The sequence below is a fragment of the Sporosarcina gallistercoris genome, assembly GCF_014836415.1.
Taxonomy (GTDB): Bacteria; Bacillota; Bacilli; order Bacillales_A; family Planococcaceae; genus Sporosarcina; species Sporosarcina gallistercoris.
Genome location: NZ_JACSQY010000001.1, coordinates 427,921 through 449,284 on the forward strand (window position 1 = coordinate 427,921; position 21,364 = coordinate 449,284).

General features: G+C 45.0%; 20 protein-coding genes. All 20 read right to left on the reverse strand.

Translation table 11 applies throughout. The annotated features are described in order from the left end of the window. Nucleotides 1-5 precede the first annotated feature (5 nt). Complete coding sequence (gene xerC / locus H9659_RS02175) at nucleotides 6-905, reverse strand: tyrosine recombinase XerC (protein ID WP_191688287.1); 900 nt, start codon at nucleotides 903-905, stop codon at nucleotides 6-8. A 279-nt stretch (nucleotides 906-1,184) separates the two neighbouring features. Further along, nucleotides 1,185-2,495 (reverse strand): FADH(2)-oxidizing methylenetetrahydrofolate--tRNA-(uracil(54)-C(5))-methyltransferase TrmFO, encoded by a 1,311-nt coding sequence (gene trmFO, locus H9659_RS02180; RefSeq protein ID WP_191688289.1) that lies wholly within the window; start codon nucleotides 2,493-2,495, stop codon nucleotides 1,185-1,187. A 24-nt stretch (nucleotides 2,496-2,519) separates the two neighbouring features. Further along, nucleotides 2,520-4,598, reverse strand: a complete 2,079-nt coding sequence (topA, locus tag H9659_RS02185) for a type I DNA topoisomerase (RefSeq protein ID WP_191688291.1) — start codon at nucleotides 4,596-4,598, stop codon at nucleotides 2,520-2,522. Between the two features lie 120 nt (nucleotides 4,599-4,718). Continuing rightward, complete coding sequence (gene dprA, locus H9659_RS02190) at nucleotides 4,719-5,570, reverse strand: DNA-processing protein DprA (RefSeq protein ID WP_318240673.1); 852 nt, start codon at nucleotides 5,568-5,570, stop codon at nucleotides 4,719-4,721. Nucleotides 5,571-5,635: 65 nt separating this feature from the next. Then, nucleotides 5,636-6,538, reverse strand: a complete 903-nt coding sequence (sucD, locus tag H9659_RS02195) for a succinate--CoA ligase subunit alpha (RefSeq protein WP_025785062.1) — start codon at nucleotides 6,536-6,538, stop codon at nucleotides 5,636-5,638. A gap of 18 nt (nucleotides 6,539-6,556) precedes the next feature. After that, nucleotides 6,557-7,717 (reverse strand): ADP-forming succinate--CoA ligase subunit beta, encoded by a 1,161-nt coding sequence (gene sucC / locus H9659_RS02200; RefSeq protein WP_191688297.1) that lies wholly within the window; start codon nucleotides 7,715-7,717, stop codon nucleotides 6,557-6,559. A 128-nt stretch (nucleotides 7,718-7,845) separates the two neighbouring features. Then, on the reverse strand, nucleotides 7,846-8,127 hold the full coding sequence (locus tag H9659_RS02205; protein WP_191688298.1) for an EscU/YscU/HrcU family type III secretion system export apparatus switch protein: 282 nt from the start codon (nucleotides 8,125-8,127) through the stop codon (nucleotides 7,846-7,848). Further along, entirely contained in the window at nucleotides 8,124-10,148 is a 2,025-nt protein-coding gene (locus tag H9659_RS02210; RefSeq protein WP_191688300.1) for a hypothetical protein, read from the reverse strand. The genes H9659_RS02205 and H9659_RS02210 overlap by 4 nt, the downstream gene beginning before the upstream one ends. Next, nucleotides 10,145-10,927, reverse strand: coding sequence for a ribonuclease HII (locus H9659_RS02215; RefSeq protein WP_191688523.1), 783 nt, complete (start codon nucleotides 10,925-10,927; stop codon nucleotides 10,145-10,147). Before H9659_RS02215 ends, H9659_RS02210 begins: the two co-directional genes overlap by 4 nt. Nucleotides 10,928-11,030: 103 nt before the next feature. Further along, a complete protein-coding gene (gene ylqF / locus H9659_RS02220) occupies nucleotides 11,031-11,885 on the reverse strand; it encodes a ribosome biogenesis GTPase YlqF (protein ID WP_191688302.1) in 855 nt (284 codons plus the stop codon). A gap of 17 nt (nucleotides 11,886-11,902) precedes the next feature. Further along, entirely contained in the window at nucleotides 11,903-12,460 is a 558-nt protein-coding gene (lepB, locus tag H9659_RS02225) for a signal peptidase I (RefSeq protein WP_191688304.1), read from the reverse strand. Nucleotides 12,461-12,561: 101 nt separating this feature from the next. Then, complete coding sequence (rplS, locus tag H9659_RS02230) at nucleotides 12,562-12,906, reverse strand: 50S ribosomal protein L19 (RefSeq protein ID WP_025785070.1); 345 nt, start codon at nucleotides 12,904-12,906, stop codon at nucleotides 12,562-12,564. Between the two features lie 123 nt (nucleotides 12,907-13,029). After that, complete coding sequence (gene trmD, locus H9659_RS02235) at nucleotides 13,030-13,764, reverse strand: tRNA (guanosine(37)-N1)-methyltransferase TrmD (protein WP_191688524.1); 735 nt, start codon at nucleotides 13,762-13,764, stop codon at nucleotides 13,030-13,032. Then, nucleotides 13,764-14,279 carry a ribosome maturation factor RimM gene (gene rimM, locus H9659_RS02240; RefSeq protein ID WP_191688306.1) on the reverse strand — a complete coding sequence of 172 codons (516 nt, stop codon included), beginning with the start codon at nucleotides 14,277-14,279 and terminating at the stop codon, nucleotides 13,764-13,766. The genes trmD and rimM overlap by 1 nt, the downstream gene beginning before the upstream one ends. 91 nt (nucleotides 14,280-14,370) lie before the next feature. Continuing rightward, nucleotides 14,371-14,604 (reverse strand): KH domain-containing protein, encoded by a 234-nt coding sequence (locus tag H9659_RS02245; RefSeq protein ID WP_191688308.1) that lies wholly within the window; start codon nucleotides 14,602-14,604, stop codon nucleotides 14,371-14,373. A gap of 15 nt (nucleotides 14,605-14,619) precedes the next feature. Continuing rightward, a complete protein-coding gene (gene rpsP, locus H9659_RS02250; RefSeq protein WP_039041903.1) occupies nucleotides 14,620-14,892 on the reverse strand; it encodes a 30S ribosomal protein S16 in 273 nt (90 codons plus the stop codon). A gap of 102 nt (nucleotides 14,893-14,994) precedes the next feature. Further along, nucleotides 14,995-16,350 (reverse strand): signal recognition particle protein, encoded by a 1,356-nt coding sequence (gene ffh / locus H9659_RS02255; protein WP_191688310.1) that lies wholly within the window; start codon nucleotides 16,348-16,350, stop codon nucleotides 14,995-14,997. A 13-nt stretch (nucleotides 16,351-16,363) separates the two neighbouring features. Continuing rightward, entirely contained in the window at nucleotides 16,364-16,696 is a 333-nt protein-coding gene (locus tag H9659_RS02260) for a putative DNA-binding protein (RefSeq protein ID WP_191688312.1), read from the reverse strand. 63 nt (nucleotides 16,697-16,759) lie between these two features. Further along, complete coding sequence (gene ftsY, locus H9659_RS02265) at nucleotides 16,760-17,776, reverse strand: signal recognition particle-docking protein FtsY (RefSeq protein WP_191688314.1); 1,017 nt, start codon at nucleotides 17,774-17,776, stop codon at nucleotides 16,760-16,762. A 23-nt stretch (nucleotides 17,777-17,799) separates the two neighbouring features. Beyond that, complete coding sequence (gene smc / locus H9659_RS02270) at nucleotides 17,800-21,363, reverse strand: chromosome segregation protein SMC (protein ID WP_191688316.1); 3,564 nt, start codon at nucleotides 21,361-21,363, stop codon at nucleotides 17,800-17,802. Nucleotide 21,364 lies beyond the last annotated feature (1 nt).

Consider the following 21,364-nt stretch of genomic DNA (forward strand, 5'->3'; position numbering starts at 1 on the left):
TCCTCCTAAGCACGCGGATGCGTATTCATATAGGTTCTTCTTAAATGCTCTTTCGTTGTATGGGTATATATTTGTGTCGAAGACAAATCACTGTGCCCCAAAAGTTCTTGGACAGTACGCATATCTGCCCCTGCAGATAACAAATGGGTCGCAAACGTATGGCGTAACATATGAGGATAAACATTCGATTGTATGGAAGCCCTCTCTACGATGGCATCTAAAACATGTCTGACGCCACGATCAGTAAGCGGTCCGCCTCGTAAATTGACAAACAATCGCTCATGCTTCGTCGCTTTCATCAGAAGAGGTCGGCTGATTTCAATATAGCGCTCGATCGCTGATTGTGCAAAGCTGCCGAATGGGACGTAGCGTTCTTTTCTTCCTTTCCCCATTACCCGGACAATTCCAAGATCGTTGTCGATATCACTGACACTAATTGAAGTGAGTTCGCTCACGCGAATTCCTGTTGCATAAAGAAGTTCAAGCAATGCTCGATCCCGAAGATCTCTTGGTTTTTCACCAAGGCAGGCAGCAAAAAGCTTTTCAAGTTCCTCTACATAAAAAAAAGCCGGAAGACGATCTTCCTTTTTCGGGTGGTGCAGCAAACGGAATGCTGTGTCATTAATCCCATAACGGGCATTGGCAAATCGAAAGAACGAACGAACTGAAGAAATCTTTCTGGAAATGGTTGCTCTCGATAACTCGCGTTCATACAGGCGTGAAGCAAAAAGTCGTGCTTCTTGATATGTAATGCTCTCTATCGTAAGAATGCCTTCGGTTTTTAAGAACTCAAGAAATTCATCTACATCTTTTTCATATTCCGTTACAGTGTGGACTGAATAGTTTTTTTCCAAACGAACGTACGTTATATACTCATCACGAATTTGGAACATCTCTTTATCCATTTCAGACACCTCCCGAAAAAAGAACAAATAATCATCATTTTAACGCGCGGCAATCAGCGTATTCGATTATCCAAACTAATTGAAAATGCGGACTACTCCTTAAATTCAAATTGATCCACGATTTACTATACATGATTGACAGGTATTTCTTCAACTAAGAGCATTCAGGAAGTCAGACCTCTGGACATTCTTTTTGAATATCGACATGGAATGTACACATTTACTTCACATTTTCCCAACAAAAAGAAGAAGAGATTGGCTCTCTTCTTCTTTTTGTTATTATAAATGGTTTTCAGCCTTAAACTCATCCAGAGCTTCGAGTGCTCGATTGGAGTGCCTTTCAGCTCTTTCCAGTTTAGAACGGACACGCTCCCCTAAATCCGGGAACAAACCAAAGTTCACATTCATCGGCTGGAAATTCTTTGAATCAGCTTCCGTAATATACCTTGCCATACTTCCTAGAGCCGTCTGATTCGGCAGAACATAGGGTTCTTCTCCTAAAGCGAGCCGTGCAGCGTTCATGCCTGCGACTAAACCTGCCCCTGCCGACTCGACATATCCTTCAACTCCGGTCATTTGACCAGCGAAAAACAGATTCGGGTTCGCTTTTAACTGATAGGTAGGTTGTAATACTCTTGGGGAATTGATGAATGTGTTTCTATGCATCACGCCATAACGAACAATTTCAACGTTTTCCAGGCCTGGAATGAGGCGCAGCACTTCTTTTTGAGCTCCCCATTTCATATGTGTTTGGAAACCGACGATATTGTAAAGAGTTCCCGCCGCATCGTCTTGGCGAAGCTGGACAACGGCCTTTGGACGTTTACCTGTTTTCGGATCTTCCAATCCAACTGGCTTCATCGGACCAAAAAGAAGCGTCTTCTCTCCACGGCTCGCAAGCACTTCCACCGGCATACAACTTTCGAAGTACACTTCTTTTTCAAATTCTTTCAGTTCCGCGACCTCTGCATTCACTAATGCATCGTAGAAAACAGCAAATTCTTCTTCATTCATCGGACAATTGAGATACGCAGCTTCTCCTTTGTCATAACGAGATTTCAGATAGACTTTGTCCATATCGATGGAGTCTTTTTCAACGATAGGCGCCGCTGCATCGTAGAAGTATAAATACTCTTCTCCAGTGAGCTGTCGGACCTTTTCTGCTAGTGCTGGAGAAGTTAGCGGACCTGTGGCAATCACTGTTATGCCTTCAGGGATTTCTGTCACTTCTTCGTTAACGACTTCCACGAGTGGATGATTTCGTACTTTATCCGTCACATGTGCCGAGAACTCGTGACGATCGACAGCAAGCGCTCCCCCCGCAGGAACAGAGCAAGCATCCGCTGCTGCAATTATGACGGAGTCTAGACGGCGCATTTCTTCTTTAATGACCCCTACAGCATTCGTCAGTGAGTTTGCACGCAACGAGTTACTGCAAACCAGCTCTGCGAATTTGTCTGTATGGTGTGCTGGTGTCTGCTGGACAGGACGCATTTCGTATAAACGGACATGAACACCTCGGCTTGCAATTTGCCAAGCCGCTTCACTTCCCGCAAGTCCTGCACCGATGACATTTACAATTGGTGTCACATTGAACCCTTCTCTCTAGCTAGATTATTCTTGTGGTTTTTCTTTGTAATCACATTCCGTACATTGGATCTGCAACCCTTTTTTCAACCGTTTTTCAACAAGAGTGCTTTCACACTTAGGACACGGTCTAGTGATCGGTTTATCCCACGAAATATATTCGCATTCAGGATACCGGTCACATCCATAGAAGATTCTGTTTTTCTTACTCTTCCGTTCAACGACTTCCCCTTCTTTACATAGCGGACACGTCACACCGATCGGTTTAATGATCGCTTTTGTGTTGCGGCAATCCGGGAAGTTCGAGCACGCCATGAACTTACCATAACGTCCCATTTTATAAACCATCGGAGACCCGCACTTTTCACAATCCTCTCCCGCCGGTTCATCTTTGATCTCGATTTTTTCCATTTCTTCATCCGCGATTTTCAAATGTTTTTCAAAGTCTTTGTAGAATTCATCAATGACGGTGACCCATGGAACTTCTCCCACTTCGATATGGTCCAGACTTTGTTCCATTTTCGCCGTGAATTCCGCATTGGTGATATCCGAGAAGTATTGATTGACCGCCGCGTTGACGATTCCACCTAATTCAGTAGGAACAAACCGCTTAGCATCTAACGTGACATACCCTCTTTTTTGGATCGTATCCAACGTCGGAGCGTAAGTCGATGGGCGTCCTATCCCTAATTCTTCCAATGTTTTTACAAGACGTGCTTCTGAATAGCGGGGCGGTGGTTGAGTGAAATGCTGTTTCGGGTCAACCGATGAACACTTGACTGTTTCACCTTCAGTAAGCGGGGGAAGTACGTTATCCTTTTCTTCTTCTTTATCATCATGACTTTCAATATACACCTTCATGAATCCTTGGAATTTCACTTGGGAACCTGTTGCTCTGAACTGCACATCATTGTTAATTAAATCAACAGTGACAGTATCAAGGATGGCAGGTGCCATCTGACTCGCAAGAAAACGTGACCAGATGAGCTTGTATAATTTCAGTTGGTCTTTTGATAAAAACGCTTTCATCGCTTCAGGTGTACGCAGGACAGACGTTGGCCGCACAGCTTCATGTGCGTCTTGCGTCTTCGCAGCAGAAGATTTGCTTGCCGCTTTTGTTTTCCGAGTGAACTCTTCTCCATACATCGTCTCTATATGTGATCTCGCTTCAGCTTGGGCCGTCTCGGATGTCCTGGTCGAATCCGTTCTCATATACGTAATGAGTCCAACGATCCCCTCTTTACCGATTGTAATACCTTCATACAATTGCTGGGCAATCATCATTGTTTTCTTTGCGCGGAAGTTCAACTTACGCGCTGCCTCTTGTTGTAAAGAAGACGTGGTAAAAGGTACTGCAGGATTACGTTTACGTTCTTTCTTCACGACTTGATGAACAGTAAAGTCATCTCCATCCAAGTTGGAGAGAATCTCATCCACTTGTGTTTTGTCTGTCAGTTTAACTTTCTTACCAGCTGTCCCATAGAAAGAGGCTTCAAAGTTACCTTCTTTTTTACTGAAGTCCGCGCCAATTGACCAGTATTCTTCAGGTACGAAAGATTTGATTTCCTCTTCGCGATCAATAATAAGTTTTAGCGCAACAGATTGAACCCGGCCCGCTGACAAACCTTTTTTGACTTTCTTCCATAGAATCGGACTGATGTTATAGCCGACAAGCCGATCAAGAATACGACGGGCTTGTTGGGCATCTACTAAGTCCGTATTGATAGGCCGTGGATTTTTGAACGATTCTTTAATTGCGTCTTTCGTAATTTCGTTGAAAACGACTCGGCAATCGGAATGATCATCGACGCCGAGCTGATGCGCAAGGTGCCACGCAATTGCTTCCCCTTCTCTGTCGGGGTCAGCCGCGAGAAAGATTTTTTTCGCTTTTTTCGCTTCTTTTTTCAAGTCTTGTAAAATCGGGCCTTTTCCCCGAATTGTAATATACTTCGGTTCATAGTTATTTTCAACATCGACGCCCATTTGACTGCGGGGCAAGTCTCTCAAGTGGCCAAGGGATGCGCGCACTTTGTATTTCTTTCCTAAATAACGCTCAATTGTTTTCGCTTTTGCTGGGGATTCCACGATTACTAGGTAATCTGCCATTCTAATATGCCCTCCTTAAAGAGGTTCTTTGTATTTATTCATCTAAAAGAATATCTGTTGCAAAATGTATAACAGTTTTCATGGAAAAGCAACTATTTTAGTAAAAAGACATTTCTCTCGTCAAGATTCGACAAGAGATTCAACGATTTGGAAGCCGTCCCAAATCGGTCGTGCCCCTTCATCTAATAGCTTGTTCGGACCTATTGATAACAGTGAGTCGATGGGTCCCGGAACAGCAAATACTTCTTTTCCGTGATCAAGTGCGTGTTCGATTGTGCTCATTGTTCCGCTCTTTACAGCTGATTCCGTTATCACTATGGTACTGGATAGTCCACTTATAATCCGATTCCTCATCGGAAACGTCCATTTGGCAGGCGGATGGTATGGCGGATACTCTGTTATTAAAAGATGCTCTTTTGCAATTACTGTCGCTAGTTCCGCATTCTCTTTTGGATACACATGGAAGAAGCCATGACCAAGAACCGCAATTGTCTGGCCCCCGTATTTCAAGGCTGCTTGATGCGCCATTGTATCTGCACCTTTTGCAAGTCCCGAGACGATTGCACAATCATGTTGGACAAGCGGCGGAACAATCATGTCCATGGCGCACATCGAATAGTTCCCAGCTTTTCGAGAACCGATAATCGCAACCTTATTTGATTTTTTCAACAAACTTGTATCCCCTTTTGTATAGAGGACAGCGGGCGGATCTATTAGTTGTTTCAGTTCATCGGGATAGTCAGGATGTGTAAAAGGAATGGGGATGATTCCTTTTTCGAGTAGTAACTCTAAGAGTGGAAGCGGGGATAGTAGAGCAAGTTTCGTATTCAGGTTTGTGCGTTGCGGATGTGACGAATGCAACAAATATTCGTTCCTATAGTTATTTTCAAGTAATCTTGCAAGTTTCGGATAAGGGGCTGGCCATGCATAGTGAAGTTTCAAGAGCTCCTGGTCTTGTGTGGATAGGTTCACAAAATACCTCCTCTTAGTATAGAAAAAAATGCAGCGTATCCATTGAATACGCTGCATCTGCTATTTTAGTGGGTTTTACACTTTTCGTATAACCCTTTTTCTTTAATAACTTTAATCAATGTCTCTCCGATAACAGATGGCGTTTCTGCAACCTCTACGCCTGCGTTATTGAGTGCTTTGATCTTTTCGTCAGCAGTTCCTTTACCACCGGAAATGATGGCACCAGCATGGCCCATGCGCTTTCCTGGAGGTGCTGTCTGTCCGCCGATGAAACCGACAACCGGTTTCTTCATATTGGCTTTGATCCACTCAGCTGCTTCTTCTTCAGCAGTTCCGCCGATTTCACCAATCATGACAACTGCGTACGTATCTTCGTCTTCGTTGAATTCTTTCAACACGTCGATGAAGTTTGTTCCATTGACTGGGTCTCCACCAATACCAACAGCTGTCGTTTGACCAATACCCGCTTCAGAAAGTTGGTGAACCGCTTCGTACGTCAAAGTACCTGAGCGTGAAATTACGCCTACGTGACCTTTTGTATGAATGTATCCAGGCATAATACCGATTTTACATTCTTCCGGTGTAATGACACCAGGACAGTTCGGTCCGACAAGACGCGTCTTTTTGCCGTCCATGTAACGTACTACTTTCACCATATCCAGAACAGGAATGTGCTCCGTGATACAGATTGCCATATCAAGTTCAGCGTCTACCGCTTCCATGATAGCATCTGCTGCGAAAGGTGCTGGTACGTAGATTACGGAAACATTAGCGCCGGTTTCTTTGACAGCTTCTTCCATTGTATTAAATACAGGAACGCCATCAACTTCCGTGCCGCCTTTGCCTGGTGTTACACCTGCAACAATTTTCGTTCCGTATTCAAGCATTTGCTGGGTATGAAATTTTGCAGTCCCGCCAGTGATCCCTTGGACGACTACTTTTGTATTTTTATCGATATAAATACTCATCGTTTGTCCCTGCCTTTCTTAGCCTACGATTTCAACAATCTTTTGCGCGCCGTCTGCCATAGAGCCAGCTGCAATGATATTAAGTCCTGATTCGTTCAGCAATGCTTTACCTCTTTCCACGTTTGTTCCCTCAAGGCGAACAACTAGTGGTACTTCAAGGCCGACTTCTTTCGCTGCAGTAATGACACCTTCAGCGATCACATCGCACTTCATGATTCCGCCAAAGATGTTAACGAAAATCCCTTTAACATGCTCATCTGAAAGGATGATTTTGAACGCTTCAGTTACTTTTTCAGCAGTCGCGCCGCCCCCAACGTCAAGGAAGTTCGCGGGTGATCCGCCGTAGTAATTGATCGTATCCATAGTAGCCATAGCAAGTCCTGCACCATTGACCATACAGCCGATGTTGCCGTCTAGAGAAATATAGCTCAAGTCATACTTGGAAGCTTCGATTTCTTTTGCGTCTTCTTCTTCAAAGTCGCGCAGTTCTACGATGTCCTTGTGACGGAACAATGCGTTGTCGTCAAAGTTGAATTTCGCATCAAGTGCAAGCACCTGATCATCCCCAGTGACAACAAGCGGGTTGATTTCCACGATAGAAGCATCTTTTTCAACGAATACTTGATAAAGGCCTGTCATGAATTTCGCTGCTTTGTTCACAAGATGTGCAGGAATATTCATATTGAACGCCATACGACGCGCTTGGAATCCAGTTAATCCAGCTACCGGATCGATGACTTCATGGAAGATCTTTTCAGGAGTCGCTTCTGCAACTTCTTCAATGTCCATTCCGCCCTCTTCAGATCCCATTAATGTAACGCGATCCGTTGCACGGTCTACAACAAGACTGATGTAGTATTCCTTTTTGATGTCAGCGCCTTCTTCGATAAGTAAACGCTTGACCTCTTTCCCTTCAGGGCCCGTTTGGTGAGTCACCAACGTTTTGCCGAGAAGTTCTTTTGCGTAAGCACGTACTTCGTCAAGATTTTTAGCAATTTTGACGCCGCCCGCTTTTCCGCGGCCACCTGCATGAATTTGCGCTTTTACGACAAATACTTCAGTGCCAAGTTCTTTCGCTGCTTTTACTGCCTCTTCCGGAGAAAATGCTGCAATCCCTTTTGAAGCTGCAACTCCATAATCACGAAGCAGTTGTTTCCCTTGATATTCATGGATATTCATCTTATATCCTCCAATCAAACTGATAACTATTCTATACTGCGTACTCTATTGTAGTAAACTTGTCATACTATGTCCATATTTGTACTCGTTAAGTGTGAAATTTCTGTTCTACTACAGATAGGATCCGTCTATTTTACGCTTTTAGCACGATCTAATCTGTAAACATATGCCAGAACTTCCGATACTGCTTGGTAAAGTTGGTCAGGAATCGTCTCATTCACTTCTAACTGACCAAGTAATTCCACCAGACTCGGGTCTTCTTGAATGGGCACGCCGTGTTCTCGAGCTTTCTCTAGTATGTTTTCAGCAATCTGCCCTTTTCCTTTAGCAGTCACTTTCGGTGCTTCATTGAGCTCCGGTAAATATGTCAATGCGACTGCTTCACGGCGCTTATATCGCTTCTCGTTCATATCCGGAAATCGACTCCTTGCTTTCCGCCATCTGTAGGTAAGATAGACTTAGTCGGAGTACTCGCTTCTTCGTGAAAGGGTTTGAATCGGACAGCCGAAAGACGATATCCTTCTGCATCCAAACCTTCCGACAGCCTATCCTTGAGCAATTCCCCTGCCATTTTCAATGTCGGATCTTCATTGAAAATGGTCACTGTAACCACTTTGTTCTGGACTTGCATATCGACGACTGTTTTGTGGATGGCTTCTAAGTCGAGGTAAAATAAGACACGTGCATGATCCGGATCAATTTTTCCATCTTCTTTCATCCTGCCGTTCCATTCTAACGTTGCGTCAATCCTCTTTCCCTGCAGCTGAAGTGGCACTTGCATGATGATTTGCTGTTGGACACCTGATTCAGTGGATTGCAAAGGTTGGCCATTCAGTCTAGAAACGACTGTTTCTGCCGCTTCCCGAAGTGCAGCTCCTGCCACTCCTTCTTGTAATAGCGCGATGAGTTGAGGCTTCAAGGAATCTTGAATTTGCGCAATGTGAGGCTCTTTTGATGCGAGACCCGCCTCATAGTGAACGCCGAGCCTTGCTAATACAGATTGTATCGCCTGTTTGACAGTGCTCCCTGAAAGCTCTTCACTTGTCGCTGCCTCGGCTGCAGCTACGAACGATTGAATGACCGGTGCATTCGATTGAAGCGCTTGCTTAACAAGTATAGGGAGTTTGTCTGGTCCGCCTTGAGCCTCGAGTAGAGCCTGCAACAGAGCTGGCATACCCGCTTGGGTCGGAGTAGGAGAAGTGTTCACCACCGGAGTCGAGCCTGAAGTGTTTAGACTCAGAGAGGACTGAGCGGTATTTTGGCTAGGCAGCATTTGTTTGGCAGCTTCACTGAATAGTGTCTCACTAAATTTGGAAAACAATGTATTGGCTGTCTCATTTTTTTGTGAATGCACTGTTAAAAGGTTCATTAACTGGGTCTTTACGGTTACTGGCAGCCCAGCCTGTTGAATGAGTCGCTGGAGCTCTGCTGAACCTCCTGGAGTCAGCTTAGCGGCGCCAGTCAACGCTTGCTGGAGCGCCGTCAATAACTGCTTCGCGTCCATTGCAGGCGTATTTTCCGAAGGGGCAGTTGCACCAAGATAAGAAGCGGCTTGTTGTGAAGCTCGGTTTTCTACACTCGGCATCTGAGCCAGAGTGTTTTGAGATGAACTGACAAGATTCGCCAACACTGCCGGCAGATTAGCCAGTGAAGTTTGAGCAGGTAAGATTCCTGCTGTCTTCAGAAGTTGGACAGCTTGGAACCGAAGTTCAGGAGGAGACAACTTGTCGAGTGCCGTCGCAAGTGACTGCGCCAACAGTTTGCCCCCATTGGTTTCCAATAAAGGCTGTTTGACTTGCTGCAGAATTGTTTGGAGATCCGTCTTTTGAGTGGGCGTTATTTTACTATCTGCGGAGACCGCTTGTTGGAGTGCATCAAGGACACTTCCAAGACCCGCCTTTGTTTCAACACCCATCATCGCTTGAAACAGTTGTTGTGTGATAGGTAACTTGAGGGACACGAGCTTCCTTATCGATTGCAGTGCTTCCTGCTGTTGCCCAGGAGCTGTCTGCCTAAGAAGTGCTTCGCCTGCTACCAATGAATCGCGCGTAATAGGAATTTGCTGTTTCATGAAAAAGTCCACAAGTTTACGCATTTCAGGTGTCTTAGTAAGTTGCAGCGTATCGAGTAAGCTGCCGATTTTTGCACTTTGACTCTCTCCTTGCGCATGCGGCCCGGAGACTAATTTCAATTGCAATTCAGGTTCAGTTGCCTTCACTTGAAAATAGTAGGAGTCTCCTGTCTTGAGCGGAACTTCTAATTTTGCATTCAGCTTCTGGTTACCGATTTGGACTTCCGCCATTTCCCCTGGATACAGTTGTTTGATCGTTCCATGGAAAAGTTGACCTTCACGTAATTGAGCGGGCTGTGACGGTTGTACATTCCCTAAATTTGCTGGATTGAGATTTTTAGGTATGGACGGATTATTCATAGGTCAGCCGCCTTTCTTGCAATCATTGTCTTGATCGGTTCGAATGTTTTCCGATGGTGCACGCTCGGACCATATTCCTTGAGTGCATCCAGGTGTTCAGGCGTTCCGTAGCCTGCATGTTTATCAAAACGATACATCGGATATTGCTCGTGTAATTCATCCATCAACTGGTCCCTCGTTGTTTTTGCAAGTATGGAAGCAGCGGCGATTGTTAAACTTTGAGCGTCTCCTTTCACGATGGAGGCAGACGGACAGTTTACAGTCAGATTCATCGCATCCGCAAGCACTTGGTCGGGTTCAACAGACAACTTGCGGATTGCCTGCTCCATCGATTCACGGGTCGCTGCGTAGATATTGATTTCATCGATCCGCTCTGCAGACTGCACATGAACAGACCAAGCTACAGCAATCCTTTTGATGATTTCCGCGAAACGTTCGCGTTCTTTCTTGGATATCTGTTTGGAGTCATCCAAACCGATCAACTCATCTGATTCAAGCGGAAGAATGACCGCTGCTGTCACAACCGGACCTGCTAAAGGGCCTCTGCCAGCTTCGTCCGTTCCCGCCACTTGAGCTCCTTCAAACGGTGCATACGAGGCGTCAAACTTCTTTTTCTTTAAGTGGTCAACTTTCAACGCACACCGTTTGTCATATGCTCGATTCCAGCTATTGAGCGCTTGTTGGACACCTTTGCGTGAATCCTTAGTCAACTCTTCCATCCATGACTCACGCTCGTTCGTCTCTTTTAGTTGTAATTTAATCGCTTGTATTGTTTTCACGCGCTCACCTTCCATCCCTCGTCAACTCCATATTCCTTTTATCGGTCAGGTTATTGATTTTTAGATACGCAAAAGCCGAAGCCGGGTGCCGGCTCCGGCTGAGTCATTCCTGTTCTTCTGTCCAATCGAATGTTAATTTTCCGAAATTACCTGTTCTGACATCTTGGATGATCAGCTCCGCAACTTTATCGTAATCTACTTCTCCACCCGTTGTATAAGCTTTACGGCGTGCCCCTACTGCTTCAAACAGTTCCGCAGTATTGTCTTCGACAGTAGCGAAGCCATACCGTTCTTTTAATCGATCAGAATACCGATTCGATAAGAATGTCAATCCGTACATCGCCAGATCTTCCATGTTCACAATCGTATCTTTGATTGCCCCAGTTAACGCAAGTTTTTGACCAGTCTCGGGATCTTCGAACTTAGGCCAAAGAATCCCCGGAGTATCGAGCAGTTCCAATTCTTTTTCATACTTGATCCATTGCTGGGCTTTTGTGACGCCAGGTTTGTTTCCTGTTTTCGCTATGTTCTTATGAGCCAGCCGATTGATCAAAGTGGATTTTCCAACGTTCGGAATACCAACGATCATCGCGCGAATCGCTCCGGGGCGGATTCCGCGTTTTTTCATACGCTCGATTTTAGGCGCTAACACTTCTTTAGCTACTTTCGTCACCGTCTGCAGCCCTTTTCCTTCAAATGAGTTAATCGCGACTGCCCGAATGCCTTGCTCATCAAAATAGCGGATCCATTTCGCAGTTTCATGTTCATCCGCCAAATCCATCTTATTTAAAATCAGTAGTCTCGGTTTCTGATGAATAACCTCATCAATCATCGGATTCCGAGAAGATAATGGAAGTCGCGCATCCACAAGTTCAAATACGATATCCACAAGTTTCAACTGTTCGGTTACTTCTCTTCGGGCTTTCGCCATGTGACCGGGAAACCATTGAATGGTCATCTGCTCCCCCTACTTTCTCAATCCACTAGTCCGATATCATCCATCGGCCAGAAAACAAATTTTGTCGTACCGATAATTTCTTCTATACTGATGACGCCGATGTGTCGGGAGTCATTACTTTTCCTCCGATTATCCCCCATTACAAAAACGTGTCCTTCCGGTACGGTTTGCTGTTGGATTTTCTCATCGAGCGTGAAGTCTTCAGTCAGTGTACCTTCTGTATTTTCTTTTTTATATGCATCCAGATAAGGTTCCGGAAACGCTTGATCATTTATATAAAGAACATCATCTTTATATTCTACGGAATCACCAGGAAGCCCGATGACACGTTTAATATAATCTCTCTGTTCAGGCGCATGGAATACAACAATATCGAATCGATCCGGCTTGCCAATCGAATAACTGATTTTGTTGACAATCATTTTGTCGCCGTCTTCGAGTGTCGGCATCATGGAGACTCCATCTACAACAATCGGCGTGAAGAGAAAAACACGAATGACAGCTGCAATACCAAATGCAATAAGTAACGCTTTCACCCATTCAAATGTTTCATTTTTCTTTTTCTTTTCGTTCATCCCATTGCCCCCTGTAGTCTATTAAACCTATTGTACATTCAATTCGACTTAGAGGCAAAAAGAAAGGAGGCCGCGTAAACGGTCTCCTGATCTTTCTATGCTTATCGAAGTTCTTTGATACGTGCAGCTTTTCCGCGTAGGTTGCGAAGGTAGTACAACTTCGCACGACGTACTTTACCACGACGAGTCACTTCTAATTTTGCGATTTTTGGTGTGTGTACAGGGAATGTACGCTCCACGCCAACACCGTTAGAGATTTTGCGAACTGTGAATGACTCACTGATTCCGCCTCCACGACGCTTGATAACGACACCTTCAAATAGCTGAATACGCTCGCGCGTTCCTTCAACGATTTTTACGTGCAAACGCACTGTGTCTCCCGGACGGAATGCCGGTAGATCGCTTTTAAGCTGATCTTTTGTAATATCTGCAATTAGTTGTTGCATGATTTTTCTCTCCTATCCTTAGAGGCTCTTGCGATAAATGACCGCAGCGGAACATCAGTTAAGTATGTGCTTACATAGAAGCACGTATATCATACTAGCATAAACGCACGGCTTACGCAACACTCATCGATTGGATTTCAGTCGCTTCAACATCTTTTCCTGCTCAGGCGTTAATGATATTTTTTCTAACAGATCAGGACGGCGTTCGAGTGTGCGTTTCAGCGATTGCTCCATACGCCACTTATCAATTTCGCCATGGTTGCCTGACAACAATACATCGGGCACAGTAAGACCTTTATAAGTCGCCGGACGTGTATAGTGTGGATGCTCAAGTAAACCTGTCGAAAAAGAGTCTTCTACAGAAGATACGTTATTTCCTAGCACGCCAGGCAACAAACGTACAACGCTATCTATAATAGCCATCGATGCAATTTCTCCGCCTGTTAACACAAAATCACCGATGGAGAGTTCGTCTGTCACGAGATGCTCGCGAATCCGTTCATCATATCCTTCATAATGACCACAGATAAAAACCAGGTTCTCTTCTGAAGCCAGTTCCTCAGCCTTAGCTTGGGTGAAGCGCTCTCCCTGGGGACACATCAGAATGACACGCGGTGGCTTATCAGCACCCTCTGTGACCGCTTCAACCGCATTGAAAAGAGGCTCTGGTTTTAATACCATCCCTGCGCCACCGCCATACGGATAATCGTCTACTTTATGGTGCTTATTCTCAGAGTAGTTTCTGAAATCAGTAACAGAAAACGAAACCGCTTCATTCTCTTGCGCCTTCTTCAGGATTGAGGTATGAAGAACCCCTTCGAACATTTCAGGGAATAACGAAAGAATACTGATCTTCATCATGAAAGAAGCCCTTCCATGACCTCAATCGTGATTTTCTTATTTTCGATATCAATCTCTTTCACGATATCTTCAATATAGGGAATGTAGTGCGGTTTCCCTTGTGCTGGTGTCACTGTCCAAACGTCGTTTGCGCCAGTCTCCAATATATCCGTTACAGTGCCGATCATGTCTCCTTCAAGGGAGACCACATCGCAACCGATGATTTCGTGATAATAGAATTCGTTCTCATCGAGTTCACCGAGTTGTTCCTCTGATACTTTCAGCATGCCCGTTTTGTATTTCTCCACATGGCTGAGGTTGTAGTGGTTTTCAAAAGTGAGCAAGTAGAAGTTTTTATGACGGCGTGCGCCAGAAATCTTAAGCTTGATGGGCGTTGTTTCGTTCGGCATGAATAGGAATAGCTCACTGCCGACTGCGAACCGTTCTTCAGGGAAATCTGTCCGAGGTGTGACACGTACTTCTCCTTGAACCCCGTGTGTATTGACGAGTTGCCCGACATTAAACCATAACATGGTACATTCACTTCCTTTGTTCGATTATAGGGGAGGGAAATTCTTTGATATAGAAAAAGAGAGGAACCGAGGCTCCTCCCTTTACGCAGTGTTAGTCAACGATATCCAGGTAAACTCGTTTACCTCGGTGGCTGCCTGCAGCTGATGTAACAATTGTCCGTATTGCACTCGCAACACGACCTTGCTTTCCAATGATCTTACCCATGTCTTCCGGGTGCACAGAAAGTTTGTAGGCAACCCGATTCGCTTGTTCATCCTGTTCGATGTGAATCGCTTCAGGATAATCGACTAACGGTTTTACGATTGTCTTAATCAGCTGCTCCATGAGCGCACCTCCTGATTACTTGCTAAGTTTTGCGTTATGGAATTTCTCCATGATGCCTTGTTCTGAGAACAAGTTACGAACTGTATCAGATGGCTTAGCGCCTTTCTGCATCCAATCCAAAACTTTTGCTTCGTCAATTTTCACTTCAGCCGGCTTTGTAAGCGGGTTGTAAGTTCCAACTGTTTCGATTTGGCGTCCATCACGAGGAGCTCGTGAATCTGCTACTACGATACGATAGAAAGGTGATTTCTTTGCACCCATACGTTTAAGACGAATTTTTACTGACATGTTTAATTGCACCTCCGAATAGTTTCACACAAGATAGTATATTATCAAGCTTTTTGTTGTTTGTAAAGTGTTTTTTCTTAACACCTTGTTTTTTGAATGGAATTACTTGAAAAAGGCATCCATTCCTGGCATTTTCATCTTCTTTTTACCGCGTTGTTGCGCTCCGGTCATTTGCTTGACCATTTTTTTCATCTCTTCAAATTGCTTCAGTAATCGGTTGACTTCTTGGATGGAAGTCCCAGATCCTTTGGCAATCCTCTTTTTACGGCTGGCATTGATCATTTCAGGGGTGGCTCGTTCTTGAGTGGTCATCGAATAGATGACCGCTTCCACTTTCCCCATCTGGCTCTCATCGACTTTGGCATTGTCAAGGCCCTTGATTTTATTGAATCCTGGCATCATCTTCAAAATCTCATCAAGAGGTCCCATTTGCTTCACTTGTTGCAGCTGTTCAAGGAAATCATCCAAAGTAAAGGTTTGTGTTCGCAGCTTTTGTTCAAGTTCTTTCGCTTTGTCCTCATCGACATTCTCCTGAGCTTTTTCAATGAGAGACATGACATCCCCCATACCGAGAATACGGGACGCCATACGTTCAGGATGGAAAGGTTCAAGCGCATCCATTTTTTCACCCATACCGACATACTTGATCGGCTTTTGAGTGACTGAACGGATCGAAAGCGCTGCACCGCCACGTGTATCCCCGTCAAGTTTAGTAAGAGCAACTCCTGTAATGCCGATTGCCTCGTCAAAGTTTTTCGCTACGTTTACAGCATCCTGACCAGTCATCGAGTCGACAACAAGGAAAACCTCATCAGGTGATGAAAGTTCGCGAATATCTTTCAACTCTTGCATCAAGGTTTCATCGATATGCAAACGGCCAGCAGTATCAATGATCACCACATCATTGTGATTTTCGTCCGCTTGTTTGAGGGCTTGACGAACGATTTCAACAGGAGAGACATCCGTGCCCATGGAAAATACAGGAATGGTCAATTGTTTACCGATTGTTTCCAGCTGTTGGATCGCAGCGGGTCTGTAAACGTCTGCTGCAACGAGCAATGGAGACTTATTGTTTCGCTTACGCAAGGAATTCGCAAGTTTTCCGGATGTCGTCGTCTTACCGGCACCTTGTAAACCGACCATCATTATGACAGTCGGGGACTTACGGGCAAACTGGATCGTTGTTTGCTCTTCTCCCATCAATTTTGTAAGTTCGTCTTTTACAATCTTCACGACTTGTTGACCAGGTGTCAGACTCTTCATGACGTCTTGACCGATCGAACGTTCACTAACACTCTTCACGAACTCTTTGACGACTTTCAAATTGACGTCCGCTTCAATTAACGCAAAGCGGACTTCCCTCATCATTTCTTTTACATCAGCTTCACTAATTTTACCCTTGCCTGTGATTTTTTGAAGCGTCCCTTGCAGGCGCTGCGCTAATCCTTCAAAAGCCATGCATAGAGCCTCCTTAGTCGTGTTCTTTTATTTGTTGTAATAACATTTGCACTTCATCTGTCAGCGCTTTTTCAATGGAAAGCCGCTGTTCGATCTGCTCGATTAACTCGGAACGTTCCTGAAATTTATGGAACAATGCCAGTTTTGCTTCGTAGTCTTCGAGCATCGCTTCTGTTCTGCGGACATTGTCATAGACAGCTTGTCTGGACACTTCGTACTCCTCCGCAATTTCACCTAGTGACAAATCATCGAGGTAATACAATTGCATATAAATCCGCTGTTTATCCGTCAACAATGATTGATAAAAATCAAAGAGGAAGTTAACACGTGTTGTTTTCTCAAGCATCCACAATTCCTCCTCAGACCTTCTCTTTATAGTAGCTGTTGGTCCTACCTCCGTCAAGGTATTTTACTTGTCTCCATCCTTTTCGGCTTCCTGATCCGCTTCCAATTCCAGTCCCTCAGCAAAAAGACCGTACACGTACTTCTCAGGATCGAATGGCTGCAGGTCATCGATGCCTTCGCCTAAACCGACAAATTTAACAGGAATGTTCAACTTGTTGCGGATTGCTAGAACAATTCCGCCTTTGGCAGTTCCGTCAAGTTTTGTGAGGACAATCCCCGTCACGTCCGTCGCTTCTTTAAACGTTTCTGCTTGGATTAATGCATTCTGACCCGTTGTCGCATCAAGTGCGAGCAGCACTTCATGAGGCGCTCCTGGGATTTCACGGCCGATGACGCGATGCACTTTTTGCAATTCGTTCATCAAGTTCACTTTGTTTTGCAATCGTCCCGCTGTATCGCAAATCAGGACATCCACATTGCGTTTTTTAGCAGCATTAACGGCATCAAACATAACGGCTGCAGGATCGGATCCTTCAGACTGCCGAATCACTTCAACTCCTGCACGCTCTCCCCAAACGACTAATTGGTCAATGGCTCCGGCGCGGAACGTATCTCCTGCCGCAAGCATGACAGTCTTCCCCTCGGCTTTCAGACGGGATGCCAGCTTCCCAATCGTTGTAGTTTTTCCTACGCCATTCACGCCTACCATGAGAAGGACGGTGATTCCGTCTTCTTGGATATTCAAGCTGTTATCACTTTCTCCTTGAGAATTATAGATTTCTACAAGTTTCTCGGAGATAACCGTTTGAATACCAGCTGTGTCTTTAATATTTTTGCGCTGCACTTCGACTTTCAACAGGTCGATCAGTTCCATTACGGTTTCATATCCAACGTCGGCTTGCAGCAAGACTTCTTCCAATTCTTCAAAAAACTCTTCATCAATCTCACGGAAACGGGCAACCAGATCATTCACTTTGGAAGTGAATGAGTCGCGCGTTTTAGTCAATCCCTCTTTGAATTTTCCAGTTACTGAGTCATTCGTGCCTGTGATTTTCTCTTTCATCTTCTTAAAAAAAGACATTATTCTCACATTCCTTTGTCAAATTATGGTGTGCTTAACGCGGTTTCGGGAACTTCGGACAATTTCACGGAGATAAGTCGGGATACTCCAGATTCCTGCATCGTGATTCCGTAAAGGACATCGGCACCTTCCATCGTTCCTTTTCGATGGGTAATGACGATGAACTGTGTATCCTCTGAAAACTTTTTCAAATAACGACTGTATCGGATGACATTCGCTTCGTCCAGCGCCGCCTCAACTTCGTCCAATATACAAAATGGTACCGGGCGTACTTCGATAATGGAAAACAACAGCGTAATTGCTGTCAACGCACGTTCCCCACCTGAAAGAAGGCTCAGATTCTGCAGTTTCTTCCCTGGTGGGCGGGCGATGATATCCACACCTGTTTCAAGTATATTATCTGGGTCCGTTAGCACCAGGTCCGCTTCCCCTCCGCCAAACATCTCCTTGAAAACGGTGCGGAATCGTTGTTGTACAGCTTCAAACGTAGAAGTGAACCTCGTTTTCATTTCCATATCCATCTCGGACATCGCTTCTTCTAACGTGGTTTTCGCCTCCAGCAAATCGTTTCGCTGGTCTGTCAGGAATGTATGTCTTTCGAGCACTTCTTTATACTCCTCAACTGCACCCGGATTCACAGGACCTAATGATTCAACCTCACGTTTCAGCTCTTCCACACGCTCTCTCACGACCGATGCATTGAACGCTTCAGGTACTTCATAATCAGGATAAAGTCCATAGTCTTCCAACAAACGGTTGAGGACAGACTCCAGTTTCACTTCATTGCGCGAAAACGCAACATTCAAATTACCAAGTTCCGAAGTGACGATCCTAATCTGGTCAGAAATCTGTTTCAGGGCAGCCTCTTGCGCTTCGCAAGATTGTGCAAGCTGATCCCGATCCGCCCGTTTAGCGAGTAATTCCGATTTCACTTCAGTGACGATAGTCGTCTCTGCAACTATACGCTGTTCAATTTCTTCAGGGCTTAGAACTTCCCCTTCTTCTTGACTCGCCAGAAATTGAAGTTCTTCTTCTGTTTGGACGAATTTACGTTTTGTGTCCTGAAGTTCTTGTTCTGCTGCAGTTACTAAAGAAGCTCGATTGGCGACTTGTTCACGCAGGATGGCAGTTTCTTCCCGCAGTTCACTATAACGCTCTCGAAGTGTCTGTTCTTCACTGCGACGATCTGCAGCGAGACGTTCTAGAGAAGCAACTGAAGTTTGAATTTCTTGCTGCTGTGCTGTCAAACGTTCCCGTTGCAGATGAAGTTCCTCTCGTTTTGAAAGCAATGAACTGCGCGTATCCTCAGAACCTTTTCTTCCTGCTTCAATCGTTTTCCATTCAGTTTCAGCAGTTCGGATTTCAAAGGTCGTCTCTTTAAGAGTCGAGTCAAGACGAGTGATGGCAAGCTGAAGTTCATCTCTGTTTTGTGCGGAAACGGAAGCTTTTTGCATCTCACCGGCAATCGTCAATTTGATGGCACTTAACTTCTCTTCTGCAGCACCAATGGAATGATTCAACTGGTCAAGCTGGCTCGTCAATGTTTCCAATTCAGCTTTCCGGGAGAATACGGTCGATTGTACTTTCGAACCTCCACCTGTAAGTGAGCCCCCTGCATTCACGACATCACCGTCTAAAGTGACAATCCTGAATCGATAGCCCGCAAGTTTCGCGATTTCAGAAGCTCCATTCAGTGTGGTGGCCACGATGGAAGCTCCCAACAAGCTTGCAGTGACATTCCGATATGCCGGCTGTACCGCTACAAGCTGGTCAGCTGTTCCAACAAAGTCAGGATGATGAGTGACTTTTGATAAGACATCTTTAGGGACAACGCGTGCTTTCATGACGTCGAGAGGTAAAAATGTTGCGCGCCCAGCATTCTTCTTTTTCAAAAATCCGATAGCAGCTCGCGCATGGCTTTCAGTTGTAGTGATGATATGCTGCATCGCTCCGCCGAGCGCAGTCTCGACAGCTTTGATATGCTTTTTATCTACGGAAATCAGTTCGGCTACTGCACCTTCGATTCCTTGGAGTGTGCGTGCTTGTTTTGCTACAAGTACCTCTTTAACGCCCGAATAAAATCCGGAGAAATCCGCTTCCATACTTTTTAACGCACGAAGTCTCCCCTGCAGTTCATAGCGCTTATTAACAGCTTGCTGATGCATTTTTTGCGTCTGTTCAAGCTGTGTTTCTGTATGATGTAATTGTTCGCGATTCGCTGCTGCCTGTTTTACAGACTCTTCCATCCGTTGGTTCAGCTTCCTGAGTTCAGCAGTCTGCTGCTCTTTCAAGTCATGGAGTGTCTGAAGTTTAGATTGAAGCGCTTCTGTTTGTTCACTTGTCTTTTCAGATGAATAACGCTCACCTGTCAGACGTTCTTCGATATGTTTCAACTCATTACGAACAGTCGCTTCTTCGTTTAACACTTCGATATAGGTGGATTTAAGATTTTCGATTTCTTGTTCAGTTTCTGCAAGTGAACGTTTCAGTTTCCTCGAAATCGATGTCATTTCTTCCGTTTTTCTAGATAGCTGCAATTCGGTTTCCTGATTTTGTTTGGTGAGTTCCGCTTTTTTCGCTTCCAGTTGTCCAAGCATTTGCTTTAAGTTTTCTGAGTCCTCCATCAGACGCTTGGAACGGTCTTTAACATTCCGCTGCTTTTCTAACGAAAGAAGTCGTCGCCCCTCCCACTTTTCAGCTTCCGAGCTCGAGACGACATGCTGTTCTTGCAACATAGAAATCTTATGATCTAAAACAGATAGGGTAGCCTTTGCTTGTTTCAACTGTTGTTCAGCAGTATCCCCTGCCTTTTCCAGATCAGCTTTAGCCTTCGATTTATTTTCCACTATTGTTTTATTATCCAACAGTTCATTTTGCAACTGGGAGGCTTCTACATTAAGAAGACGCACATCAGAATCTCTTAGCTCCGTCACCAGCTTCCCATGACGCTCAGCAGAGCGGGCATTGGCAGCGAGCGGCTCCATCCGGTCATCCAGTTCTTTCAAGATATCTAAAATCCGGTCCAGATTATCATCTGTTTCAATGAGCTTGAACTCCGCTTTCTTTTTGCGCATCCTATACTTCAGGACACCTGCAGCTTCGTCGAATATGCTTCTCCGATCTTCAGGCCGGCTATTCAATATTTCGTCTACGCGTCCTTGTGAAATGATCGAGAAAGCCTCTTTCCCAAGACCAGAATCCACAAAGACATCGTTAATGTCTTTCAGACGGCAGGCTTGCCCGTTTAGCTGAAACGAACTCTCACCTGACCGGAACACCCGTCTGCTCACACTAATTTCAGTATAATCGAGAGGGAAAAGCCCTGTAGTGTTATCTAAAATCAATGTCACTTCAGCGAAGTTCAAAGGTTTTCTGGAATCACTGCCGGCAAAAATGACATCTTGCATTTTCGCTCCTCGCAACGATTTAGCAGATTGCTCACCGAGTACCCATCGAATGGCATCGATGATATTACTTTTGCCGCTACCATTTGGGCCGACTACAGCTGTGACACCCGGTACAAATTCAATGGATACCTTTTCGGCAAATGATTTAAATCCGATAATCTCAAGACGTTTTAAAAACACG